General features: G+C 49.1%; 15 protein-coding genes. 10 read left to right on the forward strand and 5 right to left on the reverse strand.

Annotated features, from left to right (window positions below; genetic code table 11):
- The first annotated feature begins 178 nt into the window (after positions 1 to 178).
- The 9 genes from CLOSYM_RS14210 (at position 179) to CLOSYM_RS14250 (ending at position 10,537) form a co-directional block, all read left to right on the forward strand.
- Positions 179 to 883: a response regulator transcription factor gene (locus CLOSYM_RS14210; protein WP_003497006.1), complete on the forward strand. Its 705-nt coding sequence runs from the start codon at positions 179 to 181 to the stop codon at positions 881 to 883.
- Positions 884 to 887: 4 nt separating this feature from the next.
- Positions 888 to 2,012, forward strand: coding sequence for a sensor histidine kinase (locus tag CLOSYM_RS14215; protein WP_003497005.1), 1,125 nt, complete (start codon positions 888 to 890; stop codon positions 2,010 to 2,012).
- 40 nt (positions 2,013 to 2,052) lie between these two features.
- The gene (locus CLOSYM_RS14220) at positions 2,053 to 4,527 is read left to right on the forward strand and encodes a hypothetical protein (protein WP_021642635.1); all 2,475 of its coding nucleotides are present in this window, start codon (positions 2,053 to 2,055) and stop codon (positions 4,525 to 4,527) included.
- Positions 4,527 to 5,489 (forward strand): ABC transporter ATP-binding protein, encoded by a 963-nt coding sequence (locus CLOSYM_RS14225; protein ID WP_003497003.1) that lies wholly within the window; start codon positions 4,527 to 4,529, stop codon positions 5,487 to 5,489. The genes CLOSYM_RS14220 and CLOSYM_RS14225 overlap by 1 nt, the downstream gene beginning before the upstream one ends.
- Positions 5,467 to 6,426, forward strand: a complete 960-nt coding sequence (locus CLOSYM_RS14230) for an ABC transporter permease (protein ID WP_003497002.1) — start codon at positions 5,467 to 5,469, stop codon at positions 6,424 to 6,426. Before CLOSYM_RS14225 ends, CLOSYM_RS14230 begins: the two co-directional genes overlap by 23 nt.
- Positions 6,420 to 7,253, forward strand: a complete 834-nt coding sequence (locus CLOSYM_RS14235) for a deoxyribonuclease IV (protein ID WP_044902444.1) — start codon at positions 6,420 to 6,422, stop codon at positions 7,251 to 7,253. Before CLOSYM_RS14230 ends, CLOSYM_RS14235 begins: the two co-directional genes overlap by 7 nt.
- A gap of 89 nt (positions 7,254 to 7,342) precedes the next feature.
- Positions 7,343 to 8,569: an SPFH domain-containing protein gene (locus CLOSYM_RS14240; RefSeq protein WP_021642637.1), complete on the forward strand. Its 1,227-nt coding sequence runs from the start codon at positions 7,343 to 7,345 to the stop codon at positions 8,567 to 8,569.
- A 46-nt stretch (positions 8,570 to 8,615) separates the two neighbouring features.
- On the forward strand, positions 8,616 to 9,659 hold the full coding sequence (locus CLOSYM_RS14245) for a TFIIB-type zinc ribbon-containing protein (protein ID WP_021642638.1): 1,044 nt from the start codon (positions 8,616 to 8,618) through the stop codon (positions 9,657 to 9,659).
- The gene (locus CLOSYM_RS14250) at positions 9,656 to 10,537 is read left to right on the forward strand and encodes a TPM domain-containing protein (protein WP_021642639.1); all 882 of its coding nucleotides are present in this window, start codon (positions 9,656 to 9,658) and stop codon (positions 10,535 to 10,537) included. Before CLOSYM_RS14245 ends, CLOSYM_RS14250 begins: the two co-directional genes overlap by 4 nt.
- A 4-nt stretch (positions 10,538 to 10,541) precedes the next feature.
- On the opposite strand, the gene CLOSYM_RS14255 is transcribed toward CLOSYM_RS14250, so the two are convergent.
- On the reverse strand, positions 10,542 to 11,384 hold the full coding sequence (locus CLOSYM_RS14255) for a nucleoside recognition domain-containing protein (protein ID WP_021642640.1): 843 nt from the start codon (positions 11,382 to 11,384) through the stop codon (positions 10,542 to 10,544).
- Between the two features lie 6 nt (positions 11,385 to 11,390).
- A complete protein-coding gene (locus CLOSYM_RS14260) occupies positions 11,391 to 12,356 on the reverse strand; it encodes a recombinase family protein (RefSeq protein ID WP_021642641.1) in 966 nt (321 codons plus the stop codon).
- A gap of 205 nt (positions 12,357 to 12,561) precedes the next feature.
- Between CLOSYM_RS14260 and CLOSYM_RS14265 the strand changes: the two genes are divergently transcribed.
- The gene (locus CLOSYM_RS14265; protein WP_009297405.1) at positions 12,562 to 14,073 is read left to right on the forward strand and encodes a tetratricopeptide repeat protein; all 1,512 of its coding nucleotides are present in this window, start codon (positions 12,562 to 12,564) and stop codon (positions 14,071 to 14,073) included.
- Here CLOSYM_RS14265 and CLOSYM_RS14270 read toward each other — a convergent pair.
- The 3 genes from CLOSYM_RS14270 to sfsA form a co-directional block, all read right to left on the reverse strand.
- Positions 14,070 to 15,362, reverse strand: coding sequence for a FeoB small GTPase domain-containing protein (locus CLOSYM_RS14270; protein ID WP_021642643.1), 1,293 nt, complete (start codon positions 15,360 to 15,362; stop codon positions 14,070 to 14,072). The genes CLOSYM_RS14265 and CLOSYM_RS14270 overlap by 4 nt on opposite strands.
- A complete protein-coding gene (locus tag CLOSYM_RS24105) occupies positions 15,359 to 15,616 on the reverse strand; it encodes a FeoA family protein (protein WP_021642644.1) in 258 nt (85 codons plus the stop codon). Before CLOSYM_RS24105 ends, CLOSYM_RS14270 begins: the two co-directional genes overlap by 4 nt.
- Positions 15,617 to 15,703: 87 nt before the next feature.
- Complete coding sequence (gene sfsA, locus CLOSYM_RS14280; RefSeq protein ID WP_044902447.1) at positions 15,704 to 16,414, reverse strand: DNA/RNA nuclease SfsA; 711 nt, start codon at positions 16,412 to 16,414, stop codon at positions 15,704 to 15,706.
- Between the last annotated feature and the right edge of the window lie 121 nt (positions 16,415 to 16,535).

Raw genomic sequence — 16,535 nt, forward strand, 5'->3', positions numbered from 1 at the left:
CACCCCGTCCGCTGGCCTGCGGCGGCGTCCTCACGTAGTTGAGGAAACATCTGACAAAAATGTAAGATAAATTTAAAGCAAAATTCCTTTCCATATGGTAAACTAAAGCTGTATGATTTCCTGAGAGTGATAAAGGCGGGAAAATGACAGAAAGATTACTAATGAGGGAGGATTTTTTATGTCAGAAATTAACATCCTGGTAGTGGATGATGAAAAAGAGATTGCGGAACTGGTAGAAATCTATCTGGTCAGTGACGGATATAAAGTATACAAGGCGGATAACGCACAGGCGGGACTTGACATTCTTGAGAAGGAGACGATTCATCTCGTCCTTCTGGACATCATGATGCCCGGGATGGACGGCCTTGAGATGTGCAAGAAGATCAGGGAGACGAATAATATTCCGATCATCATGCTGAGTGCCCGCTCCACGGATCTTGATAAGATACTGGGACTGGGAACGGGGGCCGACGATTATGTAGTGAAGCCGTTCAATCCTCTGGAACTGACGGCCAGAGTGAAGTCGCAGCTTCGCAGATACACGCAGTTAAACCCGCAGAGCAATGTCAGCTCTTCGGCTAAGAATGAGATCTCCATCAAGGGACTGATTATCAACAAGGATAACCACAAGGTTATAGTGTACGGGGAAGAGATTAAACTGACGCCAATTGAATTTGATATCCTCTATCTTCTGGCTTCCAATCCCGGCCGTGTGTTCAGCACGGATGAAATTTTTGAGAAGGTGTGGAATGAGAAGGTATACGAGGCCAACAACACAGTAATGGTACATATCCGGCGCCTTCGAGGAAAGATGAAAGAGGACACCAGACAGAATAAGATCATTACCACCGTTTGGGGGGTAGGATACAAAATTGAAAAGTAATGATATGAGCAGACGGTTTCGCACTAAAATCGTTACAAATATATTTTACAGTGCAGTGATAACCTGCCTGATAGAGGTATTTCTCATTGCCAATGTATCGATGATTGTAAGTTATCTGAAAGAGACGAGATATGCAGATTCATTTCTTCTTCAGATGACGGAAATCAATACGCTGATGGTACTCATATATGTGATCCTGGGGATCGCCGTGTTTACCGTCACATTTCTGACACTGCTGGAAAAGGCTCTGCGTTACATAGGGAAGATATCTTCCGCCATTCAGAACATATCGGAAGGCGATTTGAATACAACGGTGGAAGTGATTGGTGATGACGAGTTTACTCAAATGGCGGTGAACCTTAATAAGATGATGGAAGATATCCGGCGCCTGATGGACAAAGAGAGGGAGGCGGAGCGGACAAAGAATGAGCTTATTACTAATGTGGCGCATGATTTGAGAACGCCTCTGACTTCGATTATCGGGTATCTGGAGCTGCTTTCCGGTAAAGTGCAGATCCCCCAGGAGATGCAGAAAAAATATATTGATATTGCATATGCAAAATCAAAACGTCTTGAGAAGCTGATTGAGGATTTGTTCGGATTTACCAAGATGAATTACGGAAAGATGACGATGCATGTGGGGAAGGTGGATGTTGTTAAGCTGTTAAGCCAGCTTTTGGAAGAGTTTTATCCGAGCTTCGTGGATAAAAACCTGTCCTATGAACTTCAGAGCAATGTGCCGGGCAAAGTCATCACCGCAGACGGGAATCTGCTGGCGCGCCTGTTCGATAATCTAATCAATAATGCGATTAAATACGGGGCTGACGGAAAACGTGTCCTGGTAAAGATCCAGGTTACGGAACCGACGGTGACGGTTTCGGTCACCAATTATGGATATGTAATTCCGGCTGATGAACTTCCGCTGATATTTAATAAATTTTACCGGGTAGAGCAGTCGCGTTCCACAAATACAGGCGGTACCGGGCTGGGACTGGCTATTTCCAAGAATATTGTGGATATGCACGGCGGCTCAATCCAGGTGACCAGCGATTTAAACGGCACGGTATTTACCGTTAAGCTTAAGACAAACTTTGATGTAAACAAAGAGAACTTCGATACGCCGGCGTAGAGCGCGTCTCTGAGCCGAAGGACGCAAAGGAAGAATAGAAATGAAGGAATATATAACGCGGGGAAAAAGAGGGTATGGCCTCTTTTTTGCCTTATTAGCACTGATATTTCTGGCAGGAGTTCTGCTGCATCCGCTCAGGACCCTGGCTGCCGCCCAGGCGGGAAAGGAATCCTCTGTCGGAATGGAGGTTACCTATGGATTTGATGATACTGCGAAAGGCAACCGTTATCTACAGATAAAGGTTCAGATGGAGAACCGCAGGGAATCGGATTTTACCGGAAAGCTTGAAATATTGACTACGGAGTCGAGCATGGAGGTGTACCGGTATGACTATCCGGTTTCCCTTGCTGCCCTGGGACAGGATGAAAAAATCGTCTATCTTCCTCTGGGAATCAAAACAGATCAGCTTTTTGTCAGCATTACGGATGAAAGCGGCAGTGAGGTGATCCGAAAACGGCTTAAGCTTAACATCAGCGGAGATGTTGCGGAAACATTTGTCGGCGTATTCAGTGACAGACCGGAAGAACTTCAGTTCATGGACGAAGTGGGAATCCACTATGGTTCCATTAAAATAAAGCAGGTTTTTCTTGATAAGGATTCGGCTCCTGAGGATGCCCTCGGCTATGATCAGCTTGATATGATTCTTGTCTCGGATTACGATTTAAACCAGCTTTCCGAAAATCAGCACCAGGCCGTCAGCCGTTTTGTTGACAATGGCGGAACTCTGCTGATTGGAGGGGGAGCAAGGTACAAAGAGGCCATGGGACGTTTTGCATCCGAGCTTCTGGAACCGCCGCTTGAGGAAGCTGTTATGCAGGAAATCAACCTGGGAGCGGAATATTCGCAGAATGCCCCTCAGGATGCCGTTATGGAGATGGTCTGTGCGAACATCGGCCTGAAAAACGGGGCCACCCTGATGCCGGGAGATGCTTTTCCTCTTCTTTCCTATGTCCACAGAAAAGAGGGCAGAATTGTTGTCGCTGCTTTTGAACTGAAAGATATCCGGGGATTTTGTGAGACACATCCCGCCTTCATGGAGAAATTCTATACGATGGCCATGGGGGAAGTGAAAACAAATGAACTGGCCCAGATGGAATATTCGGGATTTGCCAGCCTTTATTTCACCGTGCAGGGGCTGATTAACACCGGAGATGCGGGAAGACTGCCGAATATTATTCTCTATACGATTATAATTCTTGTTTACCTGATGCTGATCGGGCCGGGAATTTATCTTTATCTGAAGAAACGCTCCATTCAACGGTATTATATGGGAGGCGTAACTGCCTGTGCACTGATTTTTACCGGCATCATCTATATTATGGGGATGAAGACGAGATTCAGGGAACCCTTTTTTACGTATGCTACAATACTTGACGTGTCCGGCAGCCAGGCGGAGGAAGATACTTATATCAACGTCAGAAGTCCCTACAACAAACCGTATACGGTTAAGCTCAATCCGGAATATACGGTGCGGCCGGTGACGAAGGGGTATTATTATGATTCATTTACTGCCGCCCGCTTTACAGGCGAGGAGGATTATAAAACGAATATCTGTTATCTTCCGGACAGAACGGAGATTAAGATACGCGATACGGTTGCCTTTACGCCAAAGCTGTTTATGCTTCAAAAGCAGCTGAATAAAAGGCAAAATCCGGGAATTGACGGTAAAGTGATATCCTACGGCGGGAAACTGGAGGGAACACTCACGAACCGGCTGGATCATAGGCTGGAGGATGCGGTTTTGCTTCTCTACGGCCGTGCAGTCCTTCTGGGAGACTTGGAACCCGGACAGGAAGTAAAACTGGACGATTTGGAGATTCTGAATTATCCGCTGAATTATACGTACGCCCTGGCCCAGAGAGTTACCGGAGGGGATCAGTATGAAAAGACGGATATCGACGACGAAGATTATATGCGTTCCCAGGAGCGCAGCCGGCTTCTGTCCTTTTATCTCGACTCAAATCTGAATGAATATACGCCGGAAGCCACGATTGTAGCTTTCAATCCGGAGAAAAAGGAAGAATTTCTTGAAGAAGACGACTTTGTTACGGAAGGCCTTACGATAGTGACATCAAAGGTGGAGCTTGTCAGGGAGAGGAACGGAATCATTTACCGGACGGCCATGGAACAGGATCCGAAGGTGATTTCCGGAAATTATCAGGCGAGATATAACAGTATGTACACGGGAGAGCCTGCGGAACCTGTGATTATTGAATATTCCCTGGGTAATGACCTCGAAATCATGCAGGTTGACTTCATGCCCCTGTCACCGGTATTTATTAATAACCCGCGGTACCCGTATCTGAATCTGTTTACCGGGAAGATGTATTTCTATAATTATGATACGGGCCGCAATGACCTGATAGAGGAAAAGCAGAGCTATACGGCTGACGAACTGAAACCTTATCTGTCTCCTGCCAATACGCTGACGGTGAAGTATGTCAGTGAAGGTACGAATGAATATGGCTGGGACAGACAGCTTCCGATGCTTTACGTCACAGGGAGGGAAAAATAATGCTGGAAATCAGAGGTTTACGGAAAAAATACGGCAATTTTCAGGCCCTTGACGGCTTAGATCTGGAGATACCGAAAGGAGAGCTGTTTGGTTTTGTCGGACCTAACGGAGCGGGCAAGACCACTACCCTGAAGATTGTGGCAGGCCTTCTGGCTCCGGACGAAGGGGAGGTCAGGATTGACGGCGTCGATGCCGTCAGGAATAACAAAGCCCTGAGGGAAAAAATCGGCTATGTCCCGGATTTCTTCGGAGTCTACGATAATCTGAAGGTATCGGAATATATGGAGTTTTTTGCATCATGCTATGGAATAGAGGGACTGATGGCCAGGAAACGGTGCGGTCTTTTGCTGGAGCAGGTAAAGCTGGAGGATAAGGCTGAATTTTTCGTGGACGGTCTTTCCAGGGGCATGAAGCAGAGACTTTGTCTGGCCAGGGCGCTGATTCATGAGCCTGATTTGCTGATTCTGGATGAGCCGGCTTCCGGCCTGGATCCAAGAACCAGAGTGGAATATACGACCATGCTGAAGGAACTGAGGGAGCAGGGGAAAACGCTGATGGTAAGCTCCCATATGCTGTCGGAACTGTCGGAACTGTGTACCAGCATCGGCATTATTGAGCAGGGACGTATGGTTTTACAGGGCAGCATGTCCCAGATTTTTGAGAGGGTGAACTCCTCAAATCCGCTGCTGATATCCATATTCAGCAATAAAGAGAAAGCCTTGGCCATATTAAAAAGCCATCCCTGCGTCCAGACCATATCGGTAAAAGAAGATGAGATTAAGGTTGGATTCATCGGTGACCGGCAGGACGAGGCGATGCTGCTTCAGCAGATGATAGATGCGGATGTTATGATCAGCGGTTTTATGAGAGAAAAGGGTAGTCTGGAAACACTGTTTATGCAGATTACCGGTCATGAAGGAGAGAAGGCGGTGCTGAAACATGAAAATGAATCCGGTTTATAAAAGAGAACTGACTGTCAGCAGCCGCAGTATCCGTATGGCGCTGATATTACTGATATTTAACAGTGTACTGGCGATAGTTGCCCTGTTTAATATGTTTACGGTGGTAGAGCAGGTTAAGGTAACGGCGGAAATACAGTATTCGCGGTTTTTGGAGCTGTATACCTTTGTCTCGTCCATCGAGTTTTTAATGCTGATGTTTATTATGCCGGCATTGACGGCCAGCAGTATCAGCGGCGAGCGGGAAAGGCAGACACTGGAGCTGATGCTGACGACCACAATGAAGCCGAAAGAAATAATTCTGGGTAAATTCTGGTCGGCCCTCACTACGATGCTGATCCTCGCTATATCCGCTTTGCCGGTACAGTCGCTGGTGTTTGTTTATGGCGGAATTACAATCGCAGATATGATGATACTGTTTTTGTGCTACGGAATCGTAGCGCTGTTTACAGGGGGAATCGGCATGTTTTATTCATCCCTGCTGAAGCGTTCTACGGTTGCCACTGTCTGCACTTATGTCACGATAGTCCTGCTTGTGGCCGGAACTTATGCAATTAATGTATTTACATACCGTCTGGATGCAAATGAGGTCAATTCTTATGTTTCGGTCTTAAACACCGCCGCCAGGCAGGCAAGTTCAGGAGGTTTTATTTATCTTCTCCTGCTGAACCCGGCTCTGACGTTCTATTCGGTTATTAACGGACAGGCCGGCGCAGGAGATATACGTAAGCCCTTTGAACAGTGGTTCGGCGCTCTGCCGGACAACTATATCATGGATCACTGGTCGGCTGTGAGCCTGTCTGTCCAGCTGATCCTTGCGATTATTCTGATTGCGATTTCAATTTATGCGGTTACGCCAATCCACGGAAAAAGGGAAAAAGCGCACCAGCATGAGAAGTTCAGAGGTTTTGAAAGAGAAAAAAGGAGACAGCCATGTTAAGAATCGGATGCCATTTGTCATCCTCTAAAGGATATCAGGCAATGGGAAAGGAAGCAGAAAAGATTGGTGCGGGGACATTTCAGTTCTTTACCAGAAATCCAAGAGGAGGAAGCGCTAAAAAGATAGATCCCGACGATGCGGAGCAGTTTCTTGCATTTGCCTCGGAAAAGGGAATCGAAAAGATACTGGCCCATGCGCCCTATACGCTGAACGGCTGTTCTGCGGATGAGAACATCAGGCGGTTTGCCAGAGAGACGATGGAAGATGATTTAAACAGAATGGAGTATACGCCCGGAAACTGTTACAATTTTCATCCCGGCAGCCATGTGAAGCAGGGAACGGAGAAGGGGATCGAATATATTGCAGAGATGCTGAACCTGATTTTGAAACCGGAGCAGAATACCACGGTTCTGTTGGAAACAATGGCCGGTAAGGGCAGTGAAGTGGGCAGGGAATTTGAGGAGCTTCGGGAAATACTGGACCGGGTGGAGCTAAAGGATAAGATGGGCGTCTGCCTTGATACCTGCCACGTTTGGGACGGCGGATATGATATTGTCGGTGACTTGGATGGAGTCCTGAACCATTTCGACGATGTAATCGGACTTGGCAGACTGAGAGCGATTCATCTAAATGACAGCATGAACCCGCTGGGGGCGCATAAGGACCGCCATGCAAAAATCGGGGAAGGGCATATCGGCCTTGAAGCTATGGTCAGAATTATTAATCATCCGGCGCTCAGGGAACTGCCTTTTTATTTGGAGACGCCAAATGATCTCGACGGATATGCAAAGGAAATTGCATTATTGAAATCAAAGTACAGAGAATAACGGTAACAGTTCATTTGTCTGAACTGTTACGAATAACATGACAGAAGCGGTGCCTGCCGGAGGCACCGGCTGGGACAGGAGGAATCGGAATGGGAATTATCAGAGCGGCAGCAGAAGCATTGGGAACATCCCTGGCAGATCAGTGGCTGGAGGTTATAGAGGCGGAGGATATGAGCGACCGCACGGTCTTTGCGAAGGGCGTAAAGATAAGAAACGGGCAGAATAAAAAAGGACTGGACGATGTGGTGTCAAATGGTTCGGTGATTCACGTGTATCCAAATCAGTTTATGATGCTGGTGGATGGCGGCAAGGTTGTGGATTATACTGCGGAGGAAGGGTACTATAAGGTGGATAATTCCTCCATGCCGTCGCTGTTTAACGGCAATTTCGGGGAAGCACTGAAGGAGACCTTCGGCAGAATCCGGTTTGGTGGCCAGACACCGTCAAAACAGATGGTATTTTTTATCAATCTGCAGGAAATCAAAGGAATACGTTTCGGCACAAGAACGCCAATCAATTACTTTGATAATTTCTATAATGCCGAGCTGTTTCTGAGGGCGCATGGAACCTATTCAATCAAGGTTACGGAACCGCTTAAGTTCTATTCCGAGGTGATTCCAAAGAATGAGGATCACGTTGAAATAGACGTTATCAATGAGCAGTATCTGGCGGAATTTTTATCGGCGCTCCAATCTTCGATTAACCAGATGTCGGCTGACGGCACGAGAATTTCATTTGTAAGTTCGAAGAGCCGTGAACTGGGGCAGTATATGGCTACCACGCTGGACTGCGACTGGAATCAGATGAGAGGAATGGAAATTCAGGCGGTGGGGATTGCAAGCATTTCCTACGACGAAGAATCACAGAAGCTTATTAATATGAGAAACCAGGGGGCGATGCTGGGAGATCCGGCTGTCCGGGAAGGATATGTCCAGGGCTCGGTGGCCCGGGGGATGGAAGCGGCCGGTTCCAATGCAAATGGCTCGATGGCAGGCTTTATGGGCATGGGAGTCGGGATGAATGCAGGCGGCGGTTTCATGGGAGCCGCATCTGCCGCCAACATGCAGCAGATGCAGATGAATCAGGCAGCTCCTTTTCAGCCTGGTATGGACCGGCAGCCGGGAACGGCACAGTCGTCCGGTATGCCGTCATCTCCTGCTCAGCCTTCCGGCTGGACCTGCGGCTGTGGGACGGTCAATACGGGTAAATTTTGTTCCGAATGCGGTTCACCCAGGCCGGCAGCAGAGTGGACCTGCAGCTGCGGCAGCATAAATAAGGGAAAGTTCTGTTCAGAATGTGGAAAACCCAGGCCGTAAAACCGGTATCAGTGGATAATGAATCGAAGCGCAGGTGAAGCCAGAAATGAATACAATTACATATAAGTGTCCCAACTGTGACGGCGGTCTGGTATTTGATCCGAAGTCGCAGAAATTCAAGTGTGAGTACTGTCTGTCTGAATTTACAGAAGGAGAACTGGAGCGGCCGCCGGAAGAACCGACGGAAGCATCAGCCGGACAGCCGGAGAGCGAAGCGGCAATGGTTCTTTACCAATGTCCCAGCTGCGGAGCGGAGATTGTCACTGAGGAGACGACTGCCGCAACGTTCTGTTATTACTGCCATAATCCGGTGGTAATCTCAGGGAAGCTGGAGGGCCGTTACAGGCCGGATTACGTTGTCCCGTTTGAGATGGACCGAAATAAGGCGGAAGAAATCTTTAAAAGCTGGATCAGGCGTAAAAAGTATGTTCCAAAAGATTTTTATTCTCCAAAGCAGATTGAGATGATGGAGGGAATTTATTATCCCTACTGGTTATACAGCTGTAAGGTGGACGGCCGGATTGATGCCGAGGGTGTCCGCCGCAGAACGACAAGAACAGGGAGCATGGAATTCCTGGAAACCAGCAGGTATCAGGTTGAGCGGAAAGGGCTGATGGAAGTCAGAAATGTATCCAGAAATGCCCTGAAAAAGGCGGATCGCAGGTTGTCGGAGAATGTTCTTCCATTCGATATGGAGAAGCTGAAGCCCTTTCAGACCGGTTATCTGTCCGGCTTCAAGGCTGAACGCCGGGACATGGAGAAGGAAGAATTTACAGAAGAAATTGAGACGGAAATCCGTGATTATGCGGTTGCTTCCCTGAAAAACAGTATTTCCGGCTATGACAGTATCAATGTAAAAAAACATGAAGAGAAAATCACATCGCCGGAGTGGGGCTATACCCTCCTTCCGGTCTGGGTCCTGACCTACAAGGATAAAAAGGAAGACAAGATGTATTACTTTGCAATGAACGGCCAGAGCGGCAAAATCTGCGGCGTGCTTCCTGTGGATTACGGAAGGCTGGCCGGGCTGTTTGCTCTTGTCTTCTTTCCGGTTCTGATTATGCTGCTGATAGGAGGGTATCTGATATGAGAACAGCCGTCCGAAAAAACAGTTTTGCCAAAGTCCTCCGTCTCGGGTTCCTGACGGTTCTTCTGTCGGTACTGCTGTGTATGGCAATGCCGTGGGCAGTCTTTGCAGGAGAGCAGCGTGTTTTTGACAATGCAAAGCTCTTTGACGCAAGTGAAAAAGAAGAGCTGGAACAGAAGCTGTCTTCCTTCCGGGAGGAATGGCAGATGGATCTAGGCGTCCTCACGACAGAGAGTACGGGCCGGAAAACAGTGGAAAGCTTTGCAGATGATTTCTATGATCAGCAGGGAATGGGAGAGGGAAGCAGCCACAGCGGCGCCCTGATCGTCATTGATATGGGCAGCCGGGAGCTTTATATCTCCACTCTCGGAGATATGGCAGATTATCTGACGGATGAGCGGATCGAGGCTGTATTAGACAGCGCTTACGGTTATGCATCGAAAGCGGATTATGCCGGGTGCGCGGCCGCGGCGGTGGACCGTATTGCCTCTTACATGGACGACGGCGTTCCCGCCGGTCAGTATGACTATATCAGGAAAGACTACAGGCCGTCCCTTGAATGGTATGAAATACTTTTTGCCGCTGCCATAGCGGCGGCTGCGGCGGTTATGCCGTGTATCGGCGTAATAAACCAGTATAAGATGAAAAAAGAGCGGAGACAGTCTCTGAATTATCATTTTTCATACAGGGGAAGCAGTGATTTCAAGTATGATGTGGTCAATGACATGTTTATAAATAAGATGGTTACCCAGAGAAGGATACCAAGAAATACGGGAGGCTCCGGCCCGGGCGGCCGGGGACCGGGAAGCTTTGCCGGCCGTACAACCCTACACAGGAGCAGCAGTGGAAGGATGCACGGCGGCGGAGGCCGGAAGTTCTGACAAATTAGAATATAAGATTAATCAGGGAACAGAGAATGATTCCGATGACCGTGGGAAGCAGAAATGCCACTACGGTCCAGCGGATACTTCCTGTTTCCTTTTTTACTGTGAGGCAGGTGGTAGAACAGGGCCAGTGAAAAAGTGAAAAGACAGCCATACATACCGCTGTTTTAATCGTCCATCCCTGTGCGGCGAAGAGGCCCATCAGAGCAGAGGGATCCGACATTTCAACCAGACATCCCGTCTGCAGGTAGCCCATTAAAATAATGGGAATTACAATCTCGTTCGCAGGGAACCCCAGAATAAAGCCCACCATAATCATTCCGTCCATCCCCATAAAGCGGCCGAAGGGATCGAGGAAGGAAGACAGATGGGACAGAAGGCTCTGGCCGTCGATAAACAGGTTGCCGGCCAGCCAGATGATGAGGCCGGCCGGTGCAGCTACGCAGACAGCGCGGGCCAGGACGAACAGAGTTCTGTCGAAAATAGAGCGTACGACGACTTTACCGAATTGCGGACGCCTGTAAGGCGGCAGCTCCAGCGTGAAGGAGGACGGCATGCCTTTCAGGATTGTTTTGGACAGAAGCAGGGACGACAGCAGCGTGGCGAGAACGCCGAGGAGAATAAAACCGGTAAGGACAGCGGCTGTGGCTAAGGATGCCCGGAATCCGCCGCTCTTTGCCCCGATTCCCATAAAAAACAGAGTGATCAGCATGATGAGAGTGGGGAAACGTCCGTTACATGGAACCATGGAGTTGGTCAGGATGGCAATCAGTCTTTCACGGGGAGAGTCGATAATCCGGCAGCCGACAACACCGGCAGCGTTACAGCCGAAGCCCATAGCCATGAGTGGTCATTGATGCCCGTCCCCGTCAGCTTCATGCTTCCGGCAGGTTCGGCTTTTTAACTGTTCTTTACACTGCAGGAACAATTGTTCTGTGACAATCGGCGGATGGGTGTCGGGAACCCGGATCCTCTCATGCTCCGGAACGGTCAGAAACGCAGAACTCTTAAATGAGAGCTTTTTTGTTTTTCCCTGCACCATATGACCCAGATAAACCGGGTTATGAAGTATCTTTATAATGGTGTTGGCAGTCCACTGGCCGGAGCGGCTGAAGCGGTCCGGATTCAGGCCCGGATGCTTCAGGCAGCGGTAGATAGACGGACAGGGAATCTTTTCATTATTTAATTCGGCGGCCAGTGCTGAGGGCAGAACCCCGCGGGACGCATCAAGAAAAAGGCGGAGCACAATAGGAGCGGTCTCAGGATCGGGAGTCAGCTGATGGCGCTCTTTTCCGCATTTTCGGTATCCATAGGGGGCGAAATTACCAATATAGGAGCCTTCTTCCATCCGTACCTGCAGGGAAGCCCTGATTTTACGGGAAATATCACGGGCATACATTTCATTAACCACATTGCGGAACGGGATTAAATCCGTGCTTGAGAACGCTGAATCATATCCGTCCCCGACAGCGATGAACCTGACTCCGCGGGAGGGAAAGAACAGCTCCGTATATTGTCCTGTTTTAATGTAATCGCGTCCCAGGCGTGACAGGTCTTTTGTCAGCACCAGTCCGATCTCCTTTTTTTCAATATCTTCAATCATCCTCTTAAAGCCGGGCCGGTCGAAGGAAGTGCCGGAGTAGCCGTCATCTACATATTCCCGTATTACGGTCAGACCATGTTCTGCGGCGTAGCGGAGAAGCATTTTTCTCTGATTGGCAATACTTAAGCTTTCTTTGGCGCCTTCATCGTCCTTTGAAAGGCGCAGATAGATGGCTCCGGGCAGAAATGATTTGTCAGAAAAAGATGGATACATAAAGAACCTCTTTTCAATCTGTTCAGAACATTTTATGCCGGAATCTTAAATTTCAATTACAGAGTGATAAAATTAAAGAAAAACAGTTGTGTCATCATGGTAAAAATAGTATGATAAGCCTGTAGAATCAGGCCTTTGAATGAGGAAAAGACAGCCGGGCCATGAGCGTGAAGACGGATAAGTACGGAAAGAGGAATTGATACATATGGCAATACTGATGACAGGATTGTGCGAAAAGGGCGTGGAACTGATATGGAAACAGTGCAATGAAGAATTGTACCCTCAGGGCATTGAATACCTGGAAGAAGCGGCACACGCCGGGGATGCGGAAGGCTGGTTTTTCCTTGGCAACTGCTATAGCTGGGGAGACGGCGCCGTCGGTTTCAGTGATAAAAAAGCATACGAATGTTACAAGAAAGGCATAGAGGGCGGAAGCGTCCGCTGTGTGCTGGGGGCGGCAAGGGCAGGCCAGTTTGACGAAGAGCTTAAGAAAGCCTCACCCTGCACCCTGGAGGAGAGCTATCGGGCCGTGCTTCAGTCTGCTGAAGAGGGCGACGCATTCTCCGCATTCCAGATCGCGGCGGCTTATGAGTGGGAGGCAATCTTCGATTTGCTCCAGCCGGAGGAGCAGAAACGCGAGAATTGCTATAAATGGTACGAACAGGCGGCAAAAGGCGGGATCGTTTCCGCTATGGTGAAAGTTGGAAAATGCTGCTTAAACGGCCAGTATGTACCGAAAAATGAAGAGATGGCCCTTAAGTGGGCCGATCGCTGCGCAGCGCTGGGAAATGCCTGGGGACTATACAGAATGGGGCTGCACCATCTGAATCTCGGGAATATGGAGGCTGCCTGGGAATATTTTGAAGCAGCGGCCAAACAGGGGGCCCTAAAGGCGTTTCTGCATCTGGGGCGCATGTACCTGAACGGTCAGGGAACGGAACGTGATATCGGAAAGGCTGTCGAAGCTCTGGAACAGGCGGCTAAGGCGGAGGAACCGGAGAGCTTTGCAGAGCTGGGAAATATTTTCTACAGGGATGAAGTGGTGGAACGTGACGATGAGAAGGCTTTTTACTGGTACAGCCGTGCTTATGCGGCAGGACAGAAGCAGACGGCCCTGCCCCTTGCCCATCTGTATCTGAGGGCGTCTGAAATCCAGGATCTCCAGATGGCGGAAAAACTGTTTAAAGAAGCGGCCGATATGGAAAAGGACGGCTGCGCAAGCCTTGTACTCGGGAATATGAGCCGTGACGGAATCGGCGGTATACCGGACATAGAACAGGCGGTATCCTGGTATGAGAAGGGCGCGGATATGGGGAATGCGGAGTGCATGGAGATACTCGGATGCCTGTATTTCCAGGGAGAGGACGGATTAGATACGGATTATGTTAAAGCCTTTTCCTGGCTGGACCAGTGCCATAAGGCAGGAACATTACAGTCTTACTCCAAGCTGGCTTTTTTATATATGAAGGGCTATGGATGTGATATTGATGAGGAGAGAGCCAGAGAATTGTTTGAAAAGGCGGCAGAGACAGAGTGCGACGGATATGCCTTTTACGAGCTGGGCTACCTCTATGAGCGCAAAAACGAATCACCGGAGGATTTGGAGAAAGCTGCGCAGTATTACAGACGCGCTGTTGAAATGGGAAATGAAAGTGCCGGACGGAGGTTTTCACATTTCAAAAAGGGAATGTTCGGGAAATGGAAAGTGATTTATTAGATTCCGGCGTTGACTAAGCACATGGTAAGGCACTGCTTGCCGCAGGCCTTACATTTTTTAAAGGCACAATCCATATTGAATGCTGCCCTTGGAAGATATCCGAGATCTTCCAGCAGTGTAAAGAGCGGGAAGAAGATCGCCATGGGGGGAAGCATGACGGATACAACCCAGGCAACGACCCTGAAAACGCCGTATATCAGGGAACTGACAACCCATTCCGGAGCGCCGATCCCCGTGAGGGCGGCAGCCAGCCAGGTTTCCAGCCTGAAGAGCTGATCCCACAGGAAGGAAGACGGATAATTCGCTCCGGTGATGGTGAGCCAGAAGATGCCGAGCAAAAGGGCAACCATAATCAGGGATCCGGTAAAACGGCCGGTAATGAGACGATCTATCCGTTCCTGCCGTTTCAGGTAAGCCGGATTTCTGTAGGTGACGGCCTGGGCGGTAAGGGCGGCAGGAGAAAAATCGGGAATCAGTGTTTTCAGGGAAGCTTTTTCAGGGGCGGAACAGCCGTCTGTGGAGGCGTCCGGTTCACTGCCTTTGGAAGACAGGGATTCACGGCCGGAACCTGAGTAGGAATAAAGCTCCAGCCCGTCTGTGCCGGAGCAGCAGAAGGGACATCCGCTGCAGGAAGCGGGAAATACCGGTTGGTTTTCTGCTTCGCCCGTATCCGGCTTCCGGCAGCAGCCGCACATCTGAAAAGAGGAAGAACAGCGGCAGTCTTCTTTGATGCTCTCCGTATCATTTAACCTCTTCTGTCTCGTACAGGCCGCGCTGAGGCAGGCTCCATATATTTTTTCCTTTAATTTGTCTAATCCATGGCGGTCTCTGGCCGTGCATGGAATCACAGGTATGTTCAGTTTCTCTGAAAGCAGATCGAAATTCAGTTCAATTCCCTTTTTAGCCGCCTCATCACAGAGGTTAACACAGAGAATGACGCGTGTAAGCTGCGAATCCTCCAAATCGCGGATTTGCTTTAACAGGCGCAGGCCGCGTTCCGGGCAGGTAGCGTCGCAGACGACTAACAGCAGGTCGGGTTCTCCTGATACAATATATTCTCTGGCGATTTCCTCTTCCTCCGAGTGTGTTCTGAGAGAGTAGGTACCGGGCAAATCGACGATCAGACAGGAAACATCTTTATAATGGAACTGGCCGCTGCAGCAGGCCACGGTTTTTCCCGACCAGTTTCCGGTGTGCTGATGCATTTTTGTCAGTGCATTGAAAATAGTGCTTTTACCCACGTTAGGGGTTCCGGCAAGTCCGATGGTAAAGAGCTTTTGCTGACTCATAAACAGGATTCCTCCATTTCCGTTTCATTTTCTTTGATAAATACCAGATCGGCATCCTCGCGGCGAAGAGCGATAACAGCGCCCTTAATGAGGAATGCGGAGAGTTCATCCCCGCATTTTTTTAAGATACAGGTAACACGGGTTCCGGGTTCAAATCCCAGGTCAAGGAGTCTTCCGGTAATGGATCTATTGTCTGACAGCCAGCAAATCTCTGCGGTCTGTCCGATATTCATTTTACTTAGGGGAAATAACATAGTCTCACATCACAGAATGATAGGTTTATTATTAGATATGTCTTGAGACGGGCTGGGGTGCCTGGCAACAGGAAAGCCGGGGACAGATTATAAAATCACGTTCACCGGCATATCAATTTTCATCGTATGTTCCGTCACAATACAGTCCCGGGCCAGAATACGTACGCCCGACTCTGAGGCAAGCTTCAGGGCGTCGGCAAATTCTGGATGGGTGTTTCGGTTGGGAGAGAAGGAAAGGATGCCTTTCATCTGTATCACGAAAAGTGTATATGCTCGGTATCCCTCCAGAGCAGCTTCCCTTAATTCCATAATATGCTTAACGCCGCGTTCGGTTGGTGCGTCAGGAAACATGGCGGCTCCGTCCTGTTCCAGTGTGACGCCTTTTACCTCCATGAAGGCGGGATGGCCGTCTTCTGAAAAAGCGAGGTCAAATCGTGAATCGTGATAAGTGATTTCCCTTTTAATATTCGTTACCGCGGAAGCGAGACCGCCGCCGGCCAGCCATTCGGCCGCCGCCTGGTTCGGCGCCTGGGAATCCATATTGATCAGGAGCCGTTTGTGTTCAAATCCGGCGTTATCTTTATAAACGCCGATAACGGAGTAAGCCGTTTTTCGTCCCTGTAAGGCAGCGTCCGGATGAAACTCCAGTAAAAGGGAGGCGCCGGGTAAAAGAAATTCTCTGAGCCGTCCCGTGTTTTTCACATGGCAGACCGTTTCCCTGCCGTCTATCAGTACATGGGCAATAAAACGGTTGGGTCTTTTTATAAATGTTCCGGTTACGATATTATTATATTGCATGATGATTTCTACCATTGCCTTTCCTGATTTGAGCTGTAAATCGTAATTATTATACAGCAGGGGGTGGCGGAAGGCAAGATTCAGTGGAGATTTAACTGAGGTTGGGAGGACGCGCCCGGAA

The sequence above is a fragment of the [Clostridium] symbiosum ATCC 14940 genome, assembly GCF_000466485.1.
In the GTDB taxonomy this organism is placed as follows: domain Bacteria; phylum Bacillota; class Clostridia; order Lachnospirales; family Lachnospiraceae; genus Otoolea; species Otoolea symbiosa.